Genomic DNA, 22358 nt, shown 5'->3' with positions numbered 1-22358 from the left:
ATCGCCGGCATGGACGCGACGGGGCCCCGCACCGACGACCTGACCGTCTGCGACCTCGTCGACGCGCTGCCCGACGGTGTCGTCGTCGCGGACGCTGACGGGCTCGTCACGCACGTCAACGCCGCGGCGGCCCGCTGGCTCCACGTCCCGGCGGCCGAGGCGCACGGACGACCGTTGGCCGAGGTGCTGGTGCTGCTCAACACCGAGGGCTGCGACTGGGTGCGCTACAACGCGCCGTACGGGGGTCTGCGCACCCGCGTCGGCGTCCCCGAGCAGTCGTGGCTGCTGCCCGACGGTCACGAGGTGCTGACGGCGGCGCGCATCGTGCGCGACGCGGACGGTGTCGTCGTCCGGGTGGCGGTGACGCTCCGCTCGGGACGCGGACGGGAGCGGCTCGACCGCGAGCGCTCCGACCTGGTCGCCACCGTCGCCCACGAGCTGCGCTCGCCGCTGACCGGGGTCAAGGGCTTCGTGCAGGCGATGCTGAACCGCTGGGACGTGCTCAACGACGAGCAGAAGCGGCTCATGCTCACCACGGTCAACGCCGACGCCGACCGCCTGAGCCGGCTCATCACCGAGCTCCTCGACGTGGCGCGCATCGACACGGGGCGGCTCTCGCTGCACCGCCGTCCGTGCGACGCCGCCGAGCTGGCCGGGCGGGTGGTCTGCTCCGTGGGAGCGGGCACGTCGCGCACCATCTCCCTCGAGGCCGACGCCGGGCTGGCGCCGGTGATGGCCGACCCCGACAAGTTCACCCAGGTGCTCACCAACCTGGTGGAGAACGGGGTGCGGCACGGCGAGGGCACCGTGCTGGTGCGGCTCGCGCCGACCGCCGACGGCGACGCGGTCCGCATCACCGTCGACGACGAGGGCCGGGGGATCCCGGAGGAGATCCGGCGCCGCGTGTTCACGAAGTTCTGGCACTTTGGCCAGGCGGGCGGGTCCGGGCTGGGCATGTACCTCGTCGGCGGCCTGGTCGGCGCCCACGGGGGCACCACCGAGATCGGTGAGACCGCGGACGGCGGGGCGCGCGTGGCCGTGACCTGGCCGGTCGCGCGCGACGACGGCTGAGGCGCCCGGCCCGCGGGACGAGACGTCCCTCAGGCGTCGAGCGACACCGCCCAGCGGCGCAGCAGGTGCTCGAGCTGGGCGCGCTCGTCGGCGTCGAGCCCGGCGACGAGCCGGTGCTCGTTCTCCATGTGCTCGGTGTAGGCCCGGTCGATGAGGCGGCGTCCCTCCGCGGTGAGGCCGATGACGCGGCCACGGCCGTCGAGGTCGCTCGGCTGGCGGCGCACGAGGCCGGCCGCCTCGAGCCGGTCGAGCCGCTTCGTCACGGCGCCGCTGGTCACCATGGTGGTCTGCGCCAGCACGCTCGGGGTCAGCTCGAACGGGTCGCCGGCGCGCCGCAGGGTCGCCAGCACGTCGAACTCGCCCTGGCCGAGGCCGTGCCGCCGGTAGACGACCAGCAGCTCCTCCATCAGCCGGTCCGCGAGCCGGTGCGTCCGGCCGATGAGCCCCTGCGGTGACGTGTCGAGGTCGGGACGCTCGCGGGCCCACTGCTCCTGGATGCGGTCGACGTGATCGAGGTCTCGGTCCACGAGTGGGAATATACCTTCCCCGGAAGGCATTTTGCCTTCCGTGGAAGCGAAACTCCGTTGGACCCTCGTCACCGCGATCGCCCCGATCGCGTGGGGCAGCACCTACGTCGTCACCAAGCACGCCCTCCCGGCCGACGCGGCCGTCTGGGGTGCGGCCTTCCGCGCCGCGCCCGCGGGGCTCCTGCTCCTGCTGCTCGCGCGGCGCCTGCCGCACGGCGCGTGGTGGGGGCGCGCGCTGCTGCTCGGCACGACGAACGTGGGTCTCTTCTTCTGGCTCGTGTACGTCGCGGCGCAACGCCTGCCGTCCAGCGTCGCCTCCGTGGTGATGGCCGGCGCGCCGCTGGTGATGCTCGCGATGGCCTGGGCCATCGACGGTGACCGTCCGCGCCTGCAGGGCGCGCTCGCCTCGGTGGTGGGTCTGGGCGGGGTGGTGCTCGTGGTCGGGGGAGCGGTCGGCGCTCCCGACGGCTGGGGGCTCGCCGCCTCCGGTGCCGCGCTCCTCTCCTCGAGCGTGGGCTTCGTGCTCGCCCGCCGCTGGAACCGGATCGATCCCGTGCCGGTCGTCGCGTCGACCGCGTGGCAGCTCGTCGCCGGTGGTGCGGCCCTGCTCGTCGCGGCCCCGCTCCTCGAGGGTGCGCCGCCGGCGGTGGACGTCCCGGCGGTCGCGGGCTACGCCTACCTCTCGCTCGTCACGACGGCATTGGCCTTCGTCTGCTGGTTCAACGGCCTGAGCCGCCTCGGCGTCGTCGAGGTCGGTGTCATCGGCCTGCTCAACCCGGTGACGGGCGTGCTGCTCGGCACGGCCGTCGGCGGCGAGCACCTGGGCCTCGTGCAGGCCCTCGGGATCATGGTGGTCCTCGGCGCCGTCGTCGTCGCCAACCGGCCCCCGCGACCGGTCGCCCCGACGGTCGCCCCGACGGCTGCCGAGCCGCCGACGCGCCCCGCGTCCCGGCCCGTGGCCGCCGCCCCGGTGGCCCGGCGCTCCGAGGAGGACCTCGTGTGCGCCGTACCCGTAACCGGTTCGCCCCGCGCCCGCGCCACTTCCTAGACTGGCCCGCGGCCCGTCGGCCGCGTGCGCGCGACCACGGCGCCCTCCTGCTCGTTCGACCACCGCGGAAAGGCCCCGATGTCCGGCCCCAACAACGAGTTCGATCCCGTCGAGGTGACCCCGCTCAAGGCCGAGGAGGTCGCGGCGATGACCGAGGCGGCCCTCGCCGCGGTCGCCGCCGCGAGCGACCTCGACGCGTTGAAGCAGGTGCGCATCGAGCACACCGGCGACCGTTCCCCGCTGGCCCTGGCCAACCGCGAGATCGGGGCGCTGCCGCCGCAGGCGCGCAAGGACGCCGGCCAGCGGGTCGGCAAGGCCCGGGGCGCCGTCAACCAGGCGCTCGCCGCGCGGCAGACGGTGCTCGAGGCCGAGCACGAGGAGCGGATGCTCGTCGAGGAGACCGTCGACGTGACGGTGGCGGTCGACCGGCGTCCCCGGGGCGCCCGGCATCCCCTGACGACGGGCGCCGAGCGCATCGCCGACGTGTTCGTCGCCATGGGCTGGGAGATCGCCGAGGGGCCGGTGCTCGAGGCGGAGTGGCTCAACTTCGACGCCCTCAACCTGGGCCCCGACCACCCGGCTCGCACGATGCAGGACACGTTCTGGACCGACCCGGCCGAGAACCACGTCGTGCTCCGCACGCACACCTCGCCGGTGCAGGCGCGCACCATGCTGACGCGCACGCCGCCGATCTACGTCGCCTGCCCGGGCCGCGTGTTCCGCACGGACGAGTACGACGCGACGCACTCCCCGATGTTCCACCAGGTGGAGGGCATCGCGATCGACGAGGGCATCACGATGGCCCACCTCAAGGGCACCCTCGACCACTTCGCCGCCGCCATGTTCGGCGAGGGCATCTCGACGCGGTTCCGGCCGTCGTTCTTCCCCTTCACCGAGCCGAGCGCCGAGGTCGACCTCGTCTGCTTCGTCTGCCGGGGCACTGCCGTGGACGCCGACGGCGCCACCTGTCGCACGTGCCGGGGCGAGGGCTGGATCGAGTGGGGCGGCTGCGGGGTCATGAACCCGCGCGTGCTCGTCGCCTGCGGCGTCGACCCGGAGCGCTACACCGGCTTCGCGTTCGGCATGGGCATCGACCGCACCCTGATGTTCCGCCACGGTGTGGAGGACCTCCGCGCCTTCTTCGAGGGCGACGTCCGCTTCGCCACGGCCTTCGGAACGGAGATCTGAGATGAAGGCACCCGTCTCCTGGATCCGCGAGCACGTCGACCTGCCGGCCGACGCGACGACGGAGGAGCTCGCCCGCCGGCTCACCGACCTCGGCCTCAAGCTCGAGGCCATCGAGCGGCCGGGCCACGACATCACCGGCCCGCTCGTCGTCGGTCGCGTGCTCACGAAGTCGCCCGAGCCGCAGAAGAACGGCAAGACGATCAACTGGTGCACCGTCGACGTCGGTGACGCCAACGGCACCGGCGAGCCCCAGGGCATCGTGTGCGGCGCCCACAACTTCGAGCCCGGCGACCTCGTCGTCGTCGTGCTCCCCGGTGGCGTCCTGCCGGGCGACTTCGCCATCTCGGCGCGCAAGACCTACGGGCACCTCTCCGCCGGCATGATCTGCTCCGCGGCCGAGCTCGGCCTGCCCGCCGGGTTCGGCGGCGCGAGCGACGGCATCATCGTGCTCCCGGCCGACGCCGGTGCGCCCGGCGACGACGCCTTCGCGCTGCTCCCGCTCCGCGACGAGGTCATCGAGTTCGAGATCAACCCCGACCGGGCCTACGCGCTCTCCCTGCGCGGCGTGGCACGGGAGGCGGCGCTGGCGTTCGACGCGCCGTACGCGGACCCCGTCGACCGCCCCGTCCCCGCCGCTGACGGCGCGGGCCACCCCGTGGTCGTCGACGACCCCGACGGCTGCCCCGTGTTCGTGGCGCGCACCGTCTCGGGCTTCGACCCGACCGCTCCGACGCCCGACTGGATGGCACGACGCATCCAGCTCGCCGGCATGCGACCGATCTCGCTCGCGGTCGACGTGACGAACTACGTGATGCTCGAGACCGGACGCCCGATCCACGGGTACGACGCCGACAAGGTCACCGGCGCCCTCCGCGTCCGCCGGGCGACGGCGGGGGAGCGGCTCACGACGCTCGACGGCACCGATCGCGCGCTCAGCCCCGAGGACCTCGTCGTCACCGACGACTCCGGGATCATCGGGCTGGGTGGCGTCATGGGCGGGGAGACCACGGAGATGTCGTCGACGACGACCCGGGTGCTCGTCGAGGCGGCCCACTGGGACGCCGTCTCCATGTTCCGCACCGGTCGCCGCCACAAGATCACCTCGGAGGCCGGCAAGCGCAACGAGCGCGGCGTCGACCCGACGATCTGCGAGGCCGCGGCCGACCGCGTCGTCGAGCTGCTCGTCGCCCACGGCGGCGGCACGGCCGACGCGGGCGTCACCGTGGTCGGCACACCGCCGGAGCCCACCACGGTCACCGTGGCCGCCGACCTGCCGGCCCGGGTCTCGGGCATCGACATCGACGCCGCCACCACCCGCCGCCACCTCGCGGCGGTCGGCTGCCGGGTCGACGGCGACGACGCCGCGCTGCAGGTCGTCGTGCCGCCGTGGCGCCCCGACCTCACCGACCCCTTCGACATGGTCGAGGAGGTCGTCCGCATCGTGGGGTACGGCGCGGTCCCGTCCGTGCTCCCCACGCCCACCGCGGGACGTGGCCTGACCCGCGAGCAGCGCCTGCGCCGCCGGGTCGGCCGCGCGCTGGCCGGTGCGGGGCTCGTCGAGGTGGTGAGCTTCCCGTTCACCGGCGAGGCCGGCCTCGACGCGCTCGAGGTGCCGGCGGACGACGAGCGGCGCCGTACGGTGCGGCTCGCCAACCCGCTGTCGGCGGAGGAGCCGGCGTACACGACCACGCTGCTCACCGGGACGCTGGCGGCGGCTGCCCGCAACACGGGCCGCGGACTGCCGGGGGTCGCGCTCTTCGAGACCGGCACGGTCGCCTTCGCGTCGGACGTGGCGGCGCCGCTCCTCGGCGTCGACCGGCGCCCGACCGACGACGAGCTGGCCGCACTGCTCGCGGCCCTGCCGCGCCAGCCGCTGCACCTCGCGGTCGTCCTCGGCGGGCAGCGGGAGAACCCCGGGTGGTGGGGTGCCGGCCGGGACGCCGACTGGGTCGACGTCGTCGGCGTCGTCCGCGACCTCGCGGGGGAGCTCGGCGTCGAGGTACAGGTCGAGAACGCCCAGCTCGCGCCCTGGCACCCGGGTCGGTGTGCCGAGGTCGTGCTGGTGGGTGCCGACGGCACCCGTACGACGCTGGGCCACGCCGGCGAGCTCCACCCCCGGGTGGTCACGCGCCTCGGCCTGCCGCCGCGCACCTCGGCGGCGGAGCTCGACCTCGACCTGCTGCTGGCCGCCGTGCCGGACACGGTGCGGGGACCGGTGTTCTCGACGTACCCCGTCGCCAAGGAGGACGTCGCCCTCCTCGTCGATGCCCCGGTGCCCGCGGGCGACGTCGAGGCGGCCCTCCGCGAGGGAGCCGGCGAGCTGCTGGAGTCGCTGCGCCTGTTCGACGTCTACACCGGCACGGGTGTGCCCGACGGCAAGAAGTCGCTCGCGTTCGCGCTGCGGTTCCGCGCCCTCGACCGCACCCTGGCCGAGGGCGAGGCGGCCGCCGCGCGCGACGCCGCCGTCGCCCTCGCCACCGACCGCACCGGCGCCACCCTCCGCGCCTGACCCCGGATGGTCATGCAGGCGGCACTTTCCCCGGTCGACCGGGGAAAGTGCCGCTTTGACCATCAATATTGATGCGCTAAGTGGCGTGTTCCCCGGTCGACCGGGGAAAGTCGCGGCGGCTCGCCACGCCCAGAACGCAATCAATTCGCACGCTCATGCATCACCATGTATGTTCATGCACATGACGTCTCCCTTCTCCGTCGCTGTCGCCGGGGCGAGCGGGTACGCCGGTGGTGAGGTCCTCCGGCTCCTCCTCGGCCACCCGGACGTCCGCATCGGCGCCCTCACCGGCGGCTCCAACGCCGGCCAGTCGCTCGGCGCCCTGCAGCCGCACCTGGTCCCGCTTGCCGACCGGGTGCTCGAGGAGACCACCCCGGAGACGCTCGCGGGCCACGACGTGGTCTTCCTCGGTCTTCCGCACGGCCAGTCCGCCCCGATCGCGGAGGCCCTCGGCGACGACACGGTCGTCATCGACTGCGGCGCCGACTTCCGGCTCGTCGACGGCGCCGACTGGGAGAAGTTCTACGGTTCGGCGCCACGCCGGCACGTGGCCCTACGGCCTCCCCGAGCTCGCCGGCCAGCGGGAGCAGCTGCGCGGCGCGCGGCGCATCGCGGTCCCCGGCTGCTACCCGACCATCTCGACGCTGACCTTCGCGCCCGCCGTGGCCGCGGGCCTCGTCACCGACGACCTCACCGTCGTCGCCGCCTCCGGCACGTCCGGTGCGGGCAAGGCCCCGAAGCCCCACCTCCTCGGCAGCGAGGTCATGGGCAACGCGAGCGCCTACGGCGTCGGTGGCGTCCACCGCCACACCCCCGAGATCCGGCAGAACCTGGGCCGGCTCACCGACGCGGACCTGAAGGTGGGCTTCACCCCGCTCCTCGTCCCGATGGCGCGGGGCATCCTCGCCACCTGCACGGCACCCCTGACCGGCGACGTCACGGCCGAGGACGCCTACGAGGTCTACGCGAAGGCCTACGCCGACGAGCCCTTCGTCCACGTGCTGCCGCCCGGGACGTGGCCCGCCACGCAGTCGGTCCTCGGCTCCAACGCGGTGCACCTCCAGGTCACCGTCGACGAGGCGGCCCACCGCCTCGTGGCGGTGGGCGCGGTGGACAACCTCGCGAAGGGCACGGGCGGCGCCGCCGTGCAGTGCATGAACCTCGCGCTCGGCCTCGACGAGACGACCGGCCTCTCGACCGTGGGACTGGCCCCGTGAGCGCCCCGGAGAGCGCCCCGGAGAGCGCCCCGGAGAGCGCCCCCGAGAGCGCCGGGCAGGAGCCCGCGGCGTACGAGCTCGCCCGCTTCCCCGAGACCCTCGCGATCGTGCGCCTCGGTCCGGGCGCGTCGATCCCGGCGTGGGCCGAGTCCTCCTCCGTCTTCCAGATCACGGCCACGGCGACGGAGACCACCGTGCTCTGCGCGGCGCGCAACGTGCCGACGAAGGCGCGCAGCGTGCGGCCGCTCACCGCGTTCCAGCTCGGCGGCGAGCGCACCGTCGCCGAGAGCGCCGCCCTCGTCCCGGACCTCCTCGCGCCGCTCGCGGACGAGGGGATCGCCGGGATCCCGCTGACGACGTACGACGCGCTCTGGGTGCTCGTCCCGGGTGCCGAGGCCGATGCGGCCGAGGCGGCGTGGCGACGACGAGGGCACGCGGTCGGCGCCGCCGTCCCGGCGAGCTGAACCGCACCGCCCCGCGCCCCGTCCCGCCCGGCCTCCCGCCGGGCTCCCCGCCCCACCGCCGCCCGACGGGCGGCCGTGCCCCAGGAGCACCCATGACCGTCACCACCCCCGCCGGCTTCCGCGCCGCGGGCGTCCCCGCCGGACTGAAGTCGACCGGCGCCAAGGACGTCGCGCTCGTCGTCAACGACGGCCCGCGCTTCGACTCGGCGTCCGTCTTCACGTCGAACCGCTGCAAGGCCAACCCCATCCTCTGGAGCCAGGAGGTCGTCAAGGACGGCGTCGTGCGCGCCGTCGTCCTCAACTCGGGCGGCGCCAACTGCTACACCGGCGCCGAGGGCTTCCAGACCACCCACGCGGTCGCCGAGCGCGTGGCCGACCGGCTGGGCATCGGCGCGATCGACGTCGTCGTCTGCTCGACCGGCCTCATCGGCCTCGCCAACCCGCGCCAGAACCTCCTCGACGGCGTCGACGCGGCGTACGACGCGCTCAGCGCCACCGGCGGCGAGGAGGCCGCGCAGGCGATCATGACGACCGACTCGGTGCACAAGCAGGTCGTCGTCGAGGGCGCCGGCTGGAGCGTCGGCGGGATGGCGAAGGGCGCCGGCATGCTGGCCCCGCAGCTCGCGACCATGCTCGTCGTGCTCACGACCGACGCGGTCGTGGAGGCCGCCGACCTCGACCGCGCCCTGCGCGCGGCGACGCGGGTCAGCTTCGACCGCCTCGACTCCGACGGCTGCATGTCGACCAACGACACGGTGACCGTCATGGCGAGCGGTGCCAGCGGCATCACCCCGACGCTCGACGACTTCACCGACGCGCTCACCCAGGCGTGCACCGACCTGGCGATGCAGCTGCTCAAGGACGCCGAGGGCGCCGACCACGAGATCGCCATCACGGTCGTCAACGCGGCGAGCGAGGACGACGCGGTCGAGGTCGGCCGCAGCGTCGCCCGCTCCAACCTGTTCAAGGCGGCCGTCTTCGGCAAGGACCCCAACTGGGGCCGGGTGCTCGCCAGCATGGGCACGACGCAGGCGGCGTTCGACCCCGCGGACCTCGACGTCGCGATGAACGGCGTCTGGGTGTGCCGGGCGTCGACGCCGGCGGAGGACCCAGCGGGCGTGGACCTCAGCCCGCGCGAGGTCAGCGTGACGATCGACCTGAAGTCCGGCGACGAGCGCGCGACGGTGTGGACCAACGACCTCACCCACGCCTACGTCCACGAGAACAGCGCGTACTCGTCGTGACCGGCGGCAGCAGCAGCGAGGAGAACCCCGTGAGCACGGAGACCGGGACGACCGACGAGGTCCACTACAAGCCGAAGGTCGACACGGCCAAGGCCGCGACGCTGGCCGCCGCGCTGCCGTGGTTGAAGGCCTACAACGGCAAGATCATCGTCATCAAGTACGGCGGCAACGCCATGACCGACGACACCCTCAAGCAGGCGTTCGCCGAGGACATCGCGTTCCTCCGCTACGCCGGGTTCCACCCGGTCGTCGTCCACGGCGGCGGCCCGCAGATCAGCACGATGCTCAAGCGCCTCGACATCTCCTCGGAGTTCCGCGGCGGCCTCCGCGTCACCACGCCGGAGGCGATGGACGTCGTGCGCATGGTGCTCGTGGGGCAGGTCCAGCGCGAGCTCGTCGGCCTGCTCAACAGCCACGGCCCGATCGCGGTCGGCCTGTCGGGCGAGGACGCCGGCCTGTTCACCGCCGTGCCCGCCACGACGGTGGTGGACGGCGAGGAGGTCGACCTCGGCCTCGTGGGCGAGGTCGGCTCGGTGCGCCCGGAGGCGGTCCTCGACCTCGTCCACGCCGGTCGCGTCCCGGTGATCTCGAGCGTCGCGCCTGACGCCGACGGCGTCGTCCACAACGTCAACGCCGACACCGCCGCGGCGGCCCTGGCGGCGGCCCTGGGCGCCGAGAAGCTGCTCGTGCTGACCGACGTGGAGGGCCTCTACCGCGACTGGCCCAACAGCCCCGACCTCATCGGGGAGATCAGCCCCGAGAGCCTCGAGGAGCTGATGCCGAGCCTGGCCAGCGGCATGGTCCCGAAGATGACGGCCTGCCTCAACGCCGTGCGTGACGGCGTGCCCCGGGCCACCGTCGTCGACGGCCGCGAGCCGCACGCGGTGCTGCTCGAGATCTTCACCGACGAGGGGATCGGCACGCAGGTGCTGCCGGGCGTTCCCACCAAGATCCGCACCGCGAAGGTGCCCCCGAAGCCGAAGGACGAGATCTGATGACGACGAGCGGGTGGGGCGAGCGGTACTCCGACGCCCTGATGAACACGTTCGGCCCCCCGAAGACCACGCTGGTCTCCGGCTCCGGCGCGCGGGTCACCGACGCCGATGGCAAGGAGTACGTCGACTTCCTCGGCGGCATCGCCGTCAACACGCTGGGCCACGGCCACCCCGCGCTGGTGCGCGCGGTGAGCGAGCAGGCCGCGCGGCTCGTCCACGTCTCGAACTTCTTCGCGACGCCGCCGCAGGTCGAGCTGGCCGAGCGCCTCCTCGGCCTGCTCGGCTGCGAGGGCCGCGTGTTCTTCGCGAACTCGGGCACCGAGGCCAACGAGGCGGCGTTCAAGCTGACCCGGCGCACCGGCCGCACCCGGATCGTCGCCGCCGCGGGCGGGTTCCACGGCCGCACGATGGGCGCCCTCGCGCTCACCTCCAAGGAGGCGTACCGCACGCCGTTCGCGCCGCTGCCCGGCGACGTGACCTTCGTCGAGTACGGCGACGCCGCGGCCCTCGAGGCCGCCGTCGACGACTCGGTGGCCGCGGTCCTGCTCGAGCCCGTGCAGGGCGAGGCCGGCGTCGTCGTCCCGCCGAGGGACTACCTGGTCCGCGCCCAGCAGGTCGCCCGTGACGCCGGCGCGCTGCTCTGGCTCGACGAGGTGCAGTCCGGCATCGGGCGCACGGGCACGTGGTTCGCCCACCAGAACCCCGCGCTCGTCGACGGCACGGTGGTGCCCGACGTCATCACGCTCGCCAAGGGCCTGGCCGGCGGCGTGCCGATCGGCGCCTGCATCGCCACGGGCGGCAGCGGCAAGCTGTTCGACCCGGGCAACCACGGCACGACCTTCGGTGGCAACCCGCTGGCGACGGCGGCCGCGCTGGCGGTCCTCGACACCGTGGAGTCCGAGGGCCTGCTCGAGCGCTCGCGCACCGCCGGTGCGCGGCTGGGGGAGCTCCTCGCCGCGGACGCACGCGTCACCGAGGTGCGCGGCGCCGGGCTGATGGTCGGCATCGACCTGTCGGAGCCGTACGCCGCGGAGACCGTGGCCGCGGGCCAGGACGCGGGCTTCGTGCTCAACGCCCCCAGCCCCACGCGGATGCGCTTCGTGCCGCCGCTGGTGGTGACCGACGCTGACCTCGACGCGCTGGCCGCGGCCTGGAGCGGCATCCTCGACACGGCGTACGCCGCGGGCGGTGCCGCATGAGCGCCGTGCAGGCCGGCACGGTCCGGCACCTGCTGCGCGACGACGACCTCACCCCGGCCGAGCAGGCCGAGGTGCTGGCGCTCGCCGCGGCGTACAAGAAGGCGCCCTACGCCGCGAAGCCGCTCGCCGGTCCGCGCACCGTCGCGATGATCTTCGACAAGCAGACCCTGCGCACGCAGGCGTCGTTCGCCGCCGGCATCGCCGAGCTGGGCGGGCACCCGCTCGCGATCGACGGCAAGCTCGCCGCCATCGGCGACCGTGAGTCGGTCGCCGACGTCGCCCGGGTGCTGGGCCGGCAGGCGAGCGCGATCGTGTGGCGCACCTACGAGCAGTCCAAGCTCGCGGAGATGGCGAAGTGGAGCGGGGTGCCCGTCGTCAACGCGCTCACCGACGACTTCCACCCCTGCCAGCTGCTCGCCGACCTGCTGACGGTCCAGGAGGCGAAGGGCCGGCTCGAGGGGCTGATGGTCGCCTTCCTCGGCGACGCCGCCTGCAACATGGGCAACTCCTGGGCCATCGCCGGCGCGATGGCGGGGATGGACGTCGTCTTCGGTGCCCCGGAGGGCCACTGGCCGGCGACCGAGGTCCAGGACCTCGTGGCGACCGCGCCCTGGCCGGGCACGATCCGCACCCTGGCCGACCCCGTCGAGGCGGTCCGCGGCGCCGACGTGGTGGTCACCGACACCTGGGTGTCGATGGGCAAGGAGTCCGAGGCGGCCGAGCGCGCGCGCATCTTCGGCGGCTTCTCCGTCACCGAGGAGCTGCTGGCGCACGCGAGCCCCGACGCGGTCGTCCTGCACTGCCTGCCGGCCTACCGCGGCAAGGAGATCAGCGCCGAGGTCCTCGAGGGACCGCGCTCGCTGGTCTGGGACGAGGCGGAGAACCGCCGCCACGTCCAGAAGGCCCTGCTGGCCTTCCTCATGCAGCGCTCCGGCGTGCTGGAGGAGGACGTCGTCGTCTGAGACGACGCGCCCGCGACGAGCACCACGAGCACCACGAGCACCACGAGAGGAGGACACGATGAGCGAGACCGCCATGACCCCGCTGACGAAGAACGCCCGCCAGCGGCGCATCACCGAGCTGCTCGAGCAGCACGAGGTGCGGTCGCAGACCGAGCTCGCCGAGCTGCTCGCGGCGCGCGGCGTCCACGTCACCCAGGCGACGCTCAGCCGCGACCTCGTCGAGATCGACGCCGTCAAGGTGCGGGCGCTGTCCGGGGCGATGGTCTACGCCGTGCCCGCCGAGGGCGGCGACCGCACCCCGACCCACCTGCGCGAGTCCGCGTCCGCGAGCGCGCGGCTCTCGAAGCTGTGCGCCGAGCTCCTCGTCAGCTCGGAGGCGGCGGGCAACCTCGTGGTGCTGCGCACGCCGCCCGGTGCGGCGCAGTACCTGGCCAACGCGATCGACAAGGCCGACCCGGCCGACGTCCTCGGCACCATCGCGGGCGACGACACCGTGCTCGTGATCGGGCGCGACCCCGACCGGGGGGACGACCTCGCCCGACGATTCACGGCGCTGGCCGACGGTCACGCCGGGGGCTGACCCCCGGCGGCCGTGAGCCCGCGCCGTACCCCACACTCTGCTGCGAAGACCCACGACGAAGGAAGACATCACACGTGAGCAAGGTCCTGACCTCCCTTCCCGCCGGCGAGCGCGTCGGCATCGCCTTCTCCGGCGGCCTGGACACCTCGGTGGCCGTCGCCTGGATGCGCGAGAAGGGCGCGGTCCCGTGCACCTACACCGCCGACATCGGGCAGTACGACGAGCCCGACATCGACGGGGTGCCCGGACGCGCACTGGCGTACGGCGCGGAGCTGTCCCGCCTCGTCGACTGCAAGACCCAGCTGGTGGAGGAGGGGCTCGCAGCACTCGCGTGCGGCGCCTTCCACATCCGCTCGGCGGGCCGCACCTACTTCAACACCACGCCCCTGGGCCGGGCCGTCACCGGCACCCAGCTCGTGCGCGCGATGCACGAGGACGGCGTCGACATCTGGGGCGACGGGTCGACCTTCAAGGGCAACGACATCGAGCGTTTCTACCGCTACGGCCTGCTGGCCAACCCGGAGCTGCGCATCTACAAGCCGTGGCTCGACGCGGATTTCGTGACCGAGCTCGGCGGCCGCGCGGAGATGAGCCAGTGGCTCTCGGAGCGCGACCTGCCCTACCGCGACAGCAAGGAGAAGGCGTACTCCACCGACGCCAACATCTGGGGCGCCACCCACGAGGCGAAGACGCTCGAGCACCTCGACGTCTCACTCGAGACCGTCGAGCCGATCATGGGCGTCCGGTTCTGGGACCCGTCCGTCGACATCGCCACCGAGGACGTGACCATCGCGTTCGAGGGCGGCCGTCCGGTCGCGATCAACGGCCGCCGGTACGACGACGCGGTCGCCCTGGTCCACGAGGCGAACCTCATCGGTGGTCGCCACGGCCTCGGCATGTCCGACCAGATCGAGAACCGGATCATCGAGGCGAAGTCGCGCGGCATCTACGAGGCGCCGGCGCTCGCGCTGCTGTGGATCGCCTACGAGCGCCTGCTCAACGCGATCCACAACGAGGACACGGTCGCGCAGTACCACAACGAGGGCCGCAAGCTCGGCCGCCTGCTCTACGAGGGCCGGTGGCTCGACCCGCAGGCGCTCATGGTGCGGGAGTCCATCCAGCGCTGGATCGCGTCCCTCGTGACCGGTGAGGTGACGCTGCGGCTGCGCCGGGGCGAGGACTACTCGATCCTCCGCACCGACGGTCCCGCGTTCTCCTACCACCCCGACAAGCTGTCGATGGAGCGCACGGAGAACGCCGCCTTCGGTCCCCAGGACCGCATCGGCCAGCTGACGATGCGCAACCTCGACATCGCGGACTCGCGCTGGAAGCTCGAGGCCTACGCGGCGCAGCCGCTCGACCAGGGCCAGGTGCTCGTCGAGAACGGCACCCTCTTCGGCGAGATCGAGACGGGCGGGGCGGAGCGGATCGCCGACAACCCGTCGACCGAGGGCGTCGAGGCGGAGGCGCTCGACGCCGCCGCCATGGAGTTCGGGACGGACTGACGATGGGGGAGCAGCACGCCGCGGGGCCCAAGGACGAGGCGACCAACACCGGGAAGCTCTGGGGCGGTCGGTTCGCCGGCGGCCCCAGCCCGGAGCTCGAGGCGCTGTCGCGCTCGACGCACTTCGACTGGCGCCTGACGCCCTACGACCTCGCGGGGTCGCGGGCCCATGCCGGTGCCCTGCACCGCGCGGGCCTGCTGACCGCCGCCGACCACGCCGAGCTGGTGCGCGGCCTGGACGTCCTGGGGGAGCGGTACGCCGCGGGCGACCTCCGGCCGGACCCGTCCGACGAGGACGTGCACGGCGCCCTGGAGCGGCTGCTCCTCGAGGAGGTCGGACCGGACGTCGGCGGCCGGCTGCGAGCCGGTCGCTCGCGCAACGACCAGATCGCGACGCTCTTCAAGATGTTCCTGCGCGACCACGCCCGGGTGGTGGCGGGCCAGGTGCTGGACCTGGTCGACGCCATCGCGGGGCAGGCGGAGCAGCACCTCGGCGCCATCATGCCGGGGCGCACACACCTGCAGCACGCGCAGCCCGTCCTGCTGAGCCACCACCTGCTCGCCCACGCCTGGGCCCTGCTGCGCGACGTCGACCGGCTCGCGGACTGGGACGCCCGGGTGGCCGCTGACTCGCCGTACGGCTCCGGCGCCCTGGCGGGTTCCAGCCTCGGCCTCGACCCCGCCGGCGTCGCCGCCGAGCTGGGGTTCACGGGCTCGACGGCCAACTCCATCGACGGTACGGCGGCGCGCGACTTCGTCGCCGAGCTCGCGTTCGTGGGGGCGATGGTGGGTGTGGACGTCAGCCGGCTCGCCGAGGAGGTCATCCTCTGGTCGACCGCCGAATTCCGCTTCGTGCGGCTCCACGACTCGTGGTCGACGGGGTCGAGCATCATGCCGCAGAAGAAGAACCCCGACATCGCCGAGCTCGCCCGCGGCAAGGCGGGCCGCCTCATCGGGGACCTGGCCGGCCTGCTCGCGACGTTGAAGGCGCTGCCCCTGGCCTACAACCGGGACCTGCAGGAGGACAAGGAGCCGGTGTTCGACACCGTCGACACCCTGGAGGTGCTGCTGCCCGCGTTCACCGGGATGGTGGCGACGCTCGGCTTCGACACCGACCGGATGGCGGAGCTCGCCCCCCAGGGGTTCTCGCTCGCGACCGACGTCGCGGAGTGGCTCGTGCGGGAGGGGGTCCCCTTCCGGGTGGCGCACGAGGTGGCGGGGGAGTGCGTGCGGCGCTGCGAGGCCGCGGGCATCGACCTCCCCGACCTCAGCGACGCCGATCTCGCCGACATCCACCCGGCCCTGCACGCGGGGGTGCGGGAGGTGCTGACCATCGAGGGTTCGGTGGCATCGCGGGACGGTGTGGGGGGTACCGCCCCCGTGCGGGTCACCGAGCAGCTCGGCCAGGTGCGGGACCGCGCGTCCCACCTGCGGGAGCGGCTGGCCTGACCGCACCGCGGCAGCCCCGACGACGAGGAGCAACGACGTGAGCGACCTGTTCGACCGCCTGACCGGGCCGGTGGAGCAGGTCGCTCCGTCGTTGCTGGGGTGCGAGCTCGTCACCCCCGAGGTGCGGATCCGCATCACGGAGGTGGAGGCGTACGACGGCGAGCACGACCCCGCGTCCCACGCGTGGCGCGGGCGTACCGCCCGCAACGCGACGATGTTCGGGCCGGCGGGGCACGCCTACGTGTACTTCACCTACGGGATGCACCACTGCCTCAACGTGGTGACCGGGGTCGCGGGGGTCGCGAGCGGGACCCTCGTCCGGGCCGGCGAGGTGGTGGGGGGAGTGGAGACCGCCCGGGTACGGCGCGGCGGCGTCCCCGACCGGGACCTGGCGCGGGGACCGGCCCGGCTGTGCCAGGCGCTCGCCGTGGACCGCTCGTACGACGGCGTCCCCCTGTTCGCGGAGGGGAGCCCGATCCGGTTGGTGGAGGGCGACACGCCCGACCCCGAAATGATTCTCGAGGGCCCCCGGGTGGGGGTCAGTCGCGAGGCGGAGCGGCCGTGGCGGTTCTGGATCGCGGGCGATCCGACGGTGAGTGCGTACCGCCCTGCGGTCCCTCGGCGACGCACAACGCGCTGACCTGCGGAAACGCCTCTGGAGCCGATCCGATTTGCACGTGCCGCCAGACAGCCCCTAATGTTTTCCATGTCGCCGCGAGCGGCTCCCGCCGGAAAGGCCGAAAGGCCCGTCCAGTGGTGCGCCAGGAAAGCGATGCAGAACGAGTCAGTCCGAGTTGACAAGCTCGAATCGGTCCGGTAAGTTTCTGCGGGTTGCCCCGAGGGGTTCGGAGAGATCCGGACCAAGCGGTGCGCGTGTGATTCTTGAGAACTCAACAGTGTGTCATATAAGTCGACGAATTAGTTTGTTTGTTTTTGCCTCGTCGGCTCTGCTCTTCGGCTGGCCTATGGCTGGTTGTGGGGTGGGGTTGATGTTTCTTTGGTGGAGACGATGATATCGATGTCTATATGGATGTCGGTGTTTGTTTCTGTCAGGAAGATGGCTCTGTTTATTGGTGAAGCACGGGTTTTCTCGTGTTTTGTTTTCAATGGAGAGTTTGATCCTGGCTCAGGACGAACGCTGGCGGCGTGCTTAACACATGCAAGTCGAGCGGAAAGGCCCTTCGGGGTACTCGAGCGGCGAACGGGTGAGTAACACGTGAGTAATCTGCCCCTCACTCAGGGATAACCGCGGGAAGCTGCGGCTAATACTTGATATGACCACGTCTCGCATGGGGTGTGGTGGAAAGCGTTTAGTGGTGAGGGATGTGCTCGCGGCCTATCAGCTTGTTGGTGAGGTAGTGGCTCACCAAGGCTTCGACGGGTAGCCGGCCTGAGAGGGTGACCGGCCACACTGGGACTGAGACACGGCCCAGACTCCTACGGGAGGCAGCAGTGGGGAATATTGGACAATGGGCGAAAGCCTGATCCAGCAACGCCGCGTGAGGGATGACGGCCTTCGGGTTGTAAACCTCTTTCACCTCTGACGAAGCGAAAGTGACGGTAAGGGGAGAAGAAGGACCGGCCAACTACGTGCCAGCAGCCGCGGTAATACGTAGGGTCCGAGCGTTGTCCGGAATTATTGGGCGTAAAGGGCTCGTAGGCGGTTTGTCGCGTCGGGAGTGAAAACCAGGTGCTTAACACCTGGCTTGCTTCCGATACGGGCAGACTAGAGGTATGCAGGGGAGAATGGAATTCCTGGTGTAGCGGTGAAATGCGCAGATATCAGGAGGAACACCGGTGGCGAAGGCGGTTCTCTGGGCATTACCTGACGCTGAGGAGCGAAAGTGTGGGGAGCGAACAGGATTAGATACCCTGGTAGTCCACACCGTAAACGTTGGGCGCTAGGTGTGGGATCCATTCCACGGGTTCCGTGCCGCAGCTAACGCATTAAGCGCCCCGCCTGGGGAGTACGGCCGCAAGGCTAAAACTCAAAGGAATTGACGGGGGCCCGCACAAGCGGCGGAGCATGCGGATTAATTCGATGCAACGCGAAGAACCTTACCTGGGTTTGACATACGCCGGAAAGCTGCAGAGATGTGGCCTCCTTTTGGCCGGTGTACAGGTGGTGCATGGCTGTCGTCAGCTCGTGTCGTGAGATGTTGGGTTAAGTCCCGCAACGAGCGCAACCCTCGTCCTATGTTGCCAGCACGCCTTTCGGGGTGGTGGGGACTCATAGGAGACTGCCGGGGTCAACTCGGAGGAAGGTGGGGATGACGTCAAGTCATCATGCCCCTTATGTCCAGGGCTTCACGCATGCTACAATGGCCGGTACAAAGGGCTGCGATCCCGTGAGGGGGAGCGAATCCCAAAAAGCCGGTCTCAGTTCGGATTGGGGTCTGCAACTCGACCCCATGAAGTCGGAGTCGCTAGTAATCGCAGATCAGCAACGCTGCGGTGAATACGTTCCCGGGCCTTGTACACACCGCCCGTCACGTCACGAAAGTCGGCAACACCCGAAGCCGGTGGCCTAACCCCTTGTGGGAGGGAGCCGTCGAAGGTGGGGCTGGCGATTGGGACGAAGTCGTAACAAGGTAGCCGTACCGGAAGGTGCGGCTGGATCACCTCCTTTCTAAGGAGCTTTTATCAGTCACACGTCTGCTGCTTGCACCAACAATGGTGTGGGGGCTCTTAGTTGTGTGGCGGCTCTTTTGTGGAATCGTCGATGAAGGACTTGCCTGTTTCTCTGGTTGTCCTGCGCTAGTACTGCAGTGCTCTTGGTTTTGCTGGGGGTGTTGTGTGGAGGGTGTGGGTTGTCGGGGTGGGGGTTTGTCTGTGTGGCGCACTGTTGGGTCCTGAGGGATCACGCGAGTGATACTTCAGTACCAAGGGCTCTGCCCCCTTCGTGGGTGGGGTTGCCTCCTTTGTCCCGTCATCTGGCCGGTTGGTTGGTGGTGGGGGGTTGGTGGGTGTGTTGTTTGAGAACTGGACAGTGGACGCGAGCATCTTATTAATAGTGCTTGGTAGTTTGCGATAGATTTTGCAGCGTTTCTTTTCGCAGCGCATGCCCTTTGATTGGGGGTTGTGTTGTGTTGTGGTTTGTTTGACAAGCTATTAAGGGCACATGGTGGATGTCTTGGCACCGAGAGCCGATGAAGGACGTTGGAGCCTGCGATAAGCCCTGGGGAGTTGGCAACCGAGCGTTGATCCGGGGATGTCCGAATGGGGAAACCCAGCTGGAGTCATGTCCAGTTACCCGCACCTGAATATATAGGGTGTGTGGAGGGAACACCGGGAAGTGAAACATCTCAGTACCGGTAGGAAGAGAAAACAACAGTGATTCCGTGAGTAGTGGCGAGCGAAAGCGGAAGAGGCTAAACCATGTACGTGTGATACCCGGCAGGGGTTGCGTATGTGGGGTTGTGGGGTGCGTTTTGATCGGTCTGCCGGCCGGTCGCACAGTAAGAAACCAGAGTCGAAGTCGAAGCCCATTGGAAAGTGGGGCCGTAGAGGGTGATAGCCCCGTAGACGTAAAGCTCTGGCTGTGTGGACGTATTCCCAAGTAACACGGAACCCCTGAAATTCCGTGTGAATCTGGCGGGACCACCCGTTAAGCCTAAATACTCCTCGGTGACCGATAGCGGACAAGTACCGTGAGGGAAAGATGAAAAGTACCCCTGGCGGGGAGTGAAATAGTACCTGAAACCGTGTGCCTACAATCCGTTAGAGCCTTGAATTCGTTCGGGGTGATAGCGTGCCTTTTGAAGAATGAGCCTGCGAGTTTGCGTTGTGTTGCGAGGTTAACCCGTGTGGGGAAGCCGAAGCGAAAGCGAGTCCGAATAGGGCGTCTGAGTAGCACGATCAAGACCCGAAGCGGAGTGATCTATCCATGGGCAGGTTGAAGCGTGGGTAAGACTGCGTGGAGGACCGAACCCACTTCAGTTGAAAATGGAGGGGATGACCTGTGGATAGGGGTGAAAGGCCAATCAAACTCCGTGATAGCTGGTTCTCCCCGAAATGCATTTAGGTGCAGCGTTACGTGTTTCGCCACGGAGGTAGAGCACTGGATAGCCGATGGGCCCGACCAGGTTACTGACGTTAACCAAACTCCGAATGCCGTGGCGTGAGAGCGTAGCAGTGAGACTGCGGGGGATAAGCTCCGTAGTCGAGAGGGAAACAGCCCAGACCATCAGCTAAGGCCCCTAAGCGGTGACTAAGTGGAAAAGGATGTGGAGTCGCAGTGACAACCAGGAGGTTGGCTTGGAAGCAGCCACCCTTGAAAGAGTGCGTAATAGCTCACTGGTCAAGTGATTCCGCGCCGACAATGTAGCGGGGCTCAAGTCATCCGCCGAAGCTATGGCATTCACATCCTCTTGAGTGAGGAGCCTTAACGGGTGTGTGGATGGGTAGGGGAGCGTCGTGTCGCGGGTGAAGCGGCGGAGTGATCCAGCCGTGGATGCGACACGAGTGAGAATGCAGGCATGAGTAGCGAATCACGTGTGAGAAACACGTGCGCCGAATGATCAAGGGTTCCAGGGTCAAGCTAATCTGCCCTGGGTAAGTCGGGACCTAAGGCGAGGCCGACAGGCGTAGTCGATGGACAACGGGTTGATATTCCCGTACCGGCGAAGTAGCGCCCATGACGAACCTGGTGATGCTAACCGTCCGAAACCCGTGTGACTGATCCCTTCGGGGTGAGGCGCGCGGGCGTAGCGCGGGACCCGAGCTGGTAGTAGTCAAGTGATGGGGTGACGCAGGAAGGTAGTCGGACCACGGCGATGGTTGTTCCGTGGCTAAGAGTGTAGGGAACCACTTAGGCAAATCCGGGTGGTTGTGTTTGATCACGATCCTGAGACTTGATGGGGACCCCGTATGGGGGAAGCCGATGATCCTATGCTGTCGAGAAAAACCTCTAGCGAGTTACGAGCCGCCCGTACCCCAAACCGACTCAGGTGATCAGGTAGAGAATACCAAGGCGATCGAGCGAACCATGGTTAAGGAACTCGGCAAAATGCCCCCGTAACTTCGGGAGAAGGGGGGCCGGATCCGTGACACCACTTGCTGGTGGTAGCGGTGATGGCCGCAGAGACCAGGCCCAAGCGACTGTTTATTAAAAACACAGGTCCGTGCGAAGTTGTAAGACGATGTATACGGACTGACTCCTGCCCGGTGCTGGAAGGTTAAGGGGACCGGTTAGACGCCTTGTGTGTCGAAGCTGAGAACTTAAGCCCCAGTAAACGGCGGTGGTAACTATAACCATCCTAAGGTAGCGAAATTCCTTGTCGGGTAAGTTCCGACCTGCACGAATGGAGTAACGACTTGGGCGCTGTCTCAACCGTGGACTCGGCGAAATTGCACTACGAGTAAAGATGCTCGTTACGCGCGGCAGGACGGAAAGACCCCGGGACCTTTACTATAGTTTGGTATTGGTGTTTGGTTCGGCTTGTGTAGGATAGGTGGGAGACTGTGAAACCTCGACGCCAGTTGGGGTGGAGTCAACGTTGAAATACCACTCTGGTCGTACTAGATGTCTAACCTAGGTCCATTATCTGGATCAGGGACAGTGCCTGATGGGTAGTTTAACTGGGGCGGTTGCCTCCTAAAATGTAACGGAGGCGCTCAAAGGTTCCCTCAGCCTGGTTGGCAATCAGGTGTTGAGTGTAAGTGCACAAGGGAGCTTGACTGTGAGACAGACATGTCGAGCAGGGACGAAAGTCGGAACTAGTGATCCGGCGCTGGCATGTGGAAGCGGCGTCGCTCAACGGATAAAAGGTACCCCGGGGATAACAGGCTGATCTTCCCCAAGAGTCCATATCGACGGGATGGTTTGGCACCTCGATGTCGGCTCGTCGCATCCTGGGGCTGGAGTAGGTCCCAAGGGTTGGGCTGTTCGCCCATTAAAGCGGCACGCGAGCTGGGTTTAGAACGTCGTGAGACAGTTCGGTCCCTATCCGCCGCGCGCGTAGGAAACTTGAGAAAGGCTGTCCCTAGTACGAGAGGACCGGGATGGACGAACCTCTGGTGTGCCAGTTGTTCTGCCAAGGGCACGGCTGGTTAGCTACGTTCGGGAGTGATAACCGCTGAATGCATCTAAGCGGGAAGCACGTTTCAAGATGAGGTTTCCCACCCACTTGATGGGTTAAGGCCCCCAGTAGATGACTGGGTTGATAGGCCGGAGGTGTACAGCAGTAATGCCTAGCCGACCGGTACTAATAGGCCGAGGGCTTGTCATACAAGCCATCATCACCACACAAACCCGACACCGGTAGCACTGGTGGGGTGTTGTGAAGAGGACATGCAGAATCTGTGTGTGCTGCCGAAGCGTTATTGAGAAACTTTTTGTGAGTGTTCGCGTCCACTGTCTGGTGTCTGAGACAACACACCAACATCCGAACCATCCAGTT

At 69.1% G+C, this 22358-nt stretch carries 14 protein-coding genes, 2 rRNA genes and 1 pseudogene; 16 read left to right on the top strand and 1 reads right to left on the bottom strand.

Features of this window, described 5'->3' with window-relative positions; all coding sequences use genetic code 11:
- The first annotated feature begins 9 nt into the window (after positions 1 to 9).
- Positions 10 to 1071: a sensor histidine kinase gene (locus tag QE405_RS07785; RefSeq protein ID WP_307199629.1), complete on the top strand. Its 1062-nt coding sequence runs from the start codon at positions 10 to 12 to the stop codon at positions 1069 to 1071.
- 29 nt (positions 1072 to 1100) lie between these two features.
- Here QE405_RS07785 and QE405_RS07780 read toward each other — a convergent pair whose 3' ends face one another.
- Positions 1101 to 1598 carry a MarR family winged helix-turn-helix transcriptional regulator gene (locus tag QE405_RS07780; protein WP_307199628.1) on the bottom strand — a complete coding sequence of 166 codons (498 nt, stop codon included), beginning with the start codon at positions 1596 to 1598 and terminating at the stop codon, positions 1101 to 1103.
- A 40-nt stretch (positions 1599 to 1638) separates the two neighbouring features.
- Between QE405_RS07780 and QE405_RS07775 the strand changes: the two genes are divergently transcribed.
- The 15 genes and pseudogenes from QE405_RS07775 (at position 1639) to QE405_RS07705 (ending at position 22187) form a co-directional block, all read left to right on the top strand.
- Positions 1639 to 2646 (top strand): DMT family transporter, encoded by a 1008-nt coding sequence (locus QE405_RS07775; protein ID WP_307199627.1) that lies wholly within the window; start codon positions 1639 to 1641, stop codon positions 2644 to 2646.
- A gap of 78 nt (positions 2647 to 2724) precedes the next feature.
- Positions 2725 to 3834 carry a phenylalanine--tRNA ligase subunit alpha gene (gene pheS / locus QE405_RS07770; protein WP_307199626.1) on the top strand — a complete coding sequence of 370 codons (1110 nt, stop codon included), beginning with the start codon at positions 2725 to 2727 and terminating at the stop codon, positions 3832 to 3834.
- A 1-nt stretch (position 3835) separates the two neighbouring features.
- Positions 3836 to 6343, top strand: a complete 2508-nt coding sequence (pheT, locus tag QE405_RS07765) for a phenylalanine--tRNA ligase subunit beta (RefSeq protein ID WP_307199625.1) — start codon at positions 3836 to 3838, stop codon at positions 6341 to 6343.
- A gap of 175 nt (positions 6344 to 6518) precedes the next feature.
- Positions 6519 to 7560 (top strand): annotated as a pseudogene (gene argC / locus QE405_RS07760) (N-acetyl-gamma-glutamyl-phosphate reductase).
- Positions 7557 to 8024: a hypothetical protein gene (locus QE405_RS07755; protein ID WP_307199624.1), complete on the top strand. Its 468-nt coding sequence runs from the start codon at positions 7557 to 7559 to the stop codon at positions 8022 to 8024. Before argC ends, QE405_RS07755 begins: the two are co-directional and overlap by 4 nt.
- 92 nt (positions 8025 to 8116) lie before the next feature.
- The gene (argJ, locus tag QE405_RS07750; RefSeq protein ID WP_307199623.1) at positions 8117 to 9268 is read left to right on the top strand and encodes a bifunctional glutamate N-acetyltransferase/amino-acid acetyltransferase ArgJ; all 1152 of its coding nucleotides are present in this window, start codon (positions 8117 to 8119) and stop codon (positions 9266 to 9268) included.
- Positions 9269 to 9297: 29 nt separating this feature from the next.
- A complete protein-coding gene (gene argB / locus QE405_RS07745) occupies positions 9298 to 10263 on the top strand; it encodes an acetylglutamate kinase (protein ID WP_307199622.1) in 966 nt (321 codons plus the stop codon).
- Positions 10263 to 11462 (top strand): acetylornithine transaminase, encoded by a 1200-nt coding sequence (locus QE405_RS07740; protein ID WP_307199621.1) that lies wholly within the window; start codon positions 10263 to 10265, stop codon positions 11460 to 11462. The genes argB and QE405_RS07740 overlap by 1 nt, the downstream gene beginning before the upstream one ends.
- A complete protein-coding gene (gene argF, locus QE405_RS07735) occupies positions 11459 to 12424 on the top strand; it encodes an ornithine carbamoyltransferase (RefSeq protein ID WP_307199620.1) in 966 nt (321 codons plus the stop codon). Before QE405_RS07740 ends, argF begins: the two co-directional genes overlap by 4 nt.
- Before the next feature lie 58 nt (positions 12425 to 12482).
- Positions 12483 to 13004 (top strand): arginine repressor, encoded by a 522-nt coding sequence (locus QE405_RS07730; protein ID WP_307199619.1) that lies wholly within the window; start codon positions 12483 to 12485, stop codon positions 13002 to 13004.
- A gap of 74 nt (positions 13005 to 13078) precedes the next feature.
- A complete protein-coding gene (gene argG / locus QE405_RS07725) occupies positions 13079 to 14509 on the top strand; it encodes an argininosuccinate synthase (protein ID WP_307199618.1) in 1431 nt (476 codons plus the stop codon).
- Between the two features lie 2 nt (positions 14510 to 14511).
- A complete protein-coding gene (gene argH, locus QE405_RS07720; RefSeq protein WP_307199617.1) occupies positions 14512 to 15957 on the top strand; it encodes an argininosuccinate lyase in 1446 nt (481 codons plus the stop codon).
- A 37-nt stretch (positions 15958 to 15994) separates the two neighbouring features.
- On the top strand, positions 15995 to 16597 hold the full coding sequence (locus QE405_RS07715; RefSeq protein WP_307199616.1) for a DNA-3-methyladenine glycosylase: 603 nt from the start codon (positions 15995 to 15997) through the stop codon (positions 16595 to 16597).
- A 463-nt stretch (positions 16598 to 17060) separates the two neighbouring features.
- Positions 17061 to 18586, top strand: a 16S ribosomal RNA gene (locus QE405_RS07710).
- A 472-nt stretch (positions 18587 to 19058) separates the two neighbouring features.
- Positions 19059 to 22187, top strand: a 23S ribosomal RNA gene (locus tag QE405_RS07705).
- Together the 16S and 23S rRNA genes form the textbook arrangement of a ribosomal RNA operon.
- The last annotated feature ends 171 nt before the right edge of the window (positions 22188 to 22358 follow it).

It is taken from the genome of Nocardioides zeae, assembly GCF_030818655.1.
GTDB lineage: Bacteria > Actinomycetota > Actinomycetes > Propionibacteriales > Nocardioidaceae > Nocardioides > Nocardioides zeae_A.
Note: the sequence above shows the minus strand (reverse complement) of the source record. Positions and strands in the feature narration are given on the sequence as shown.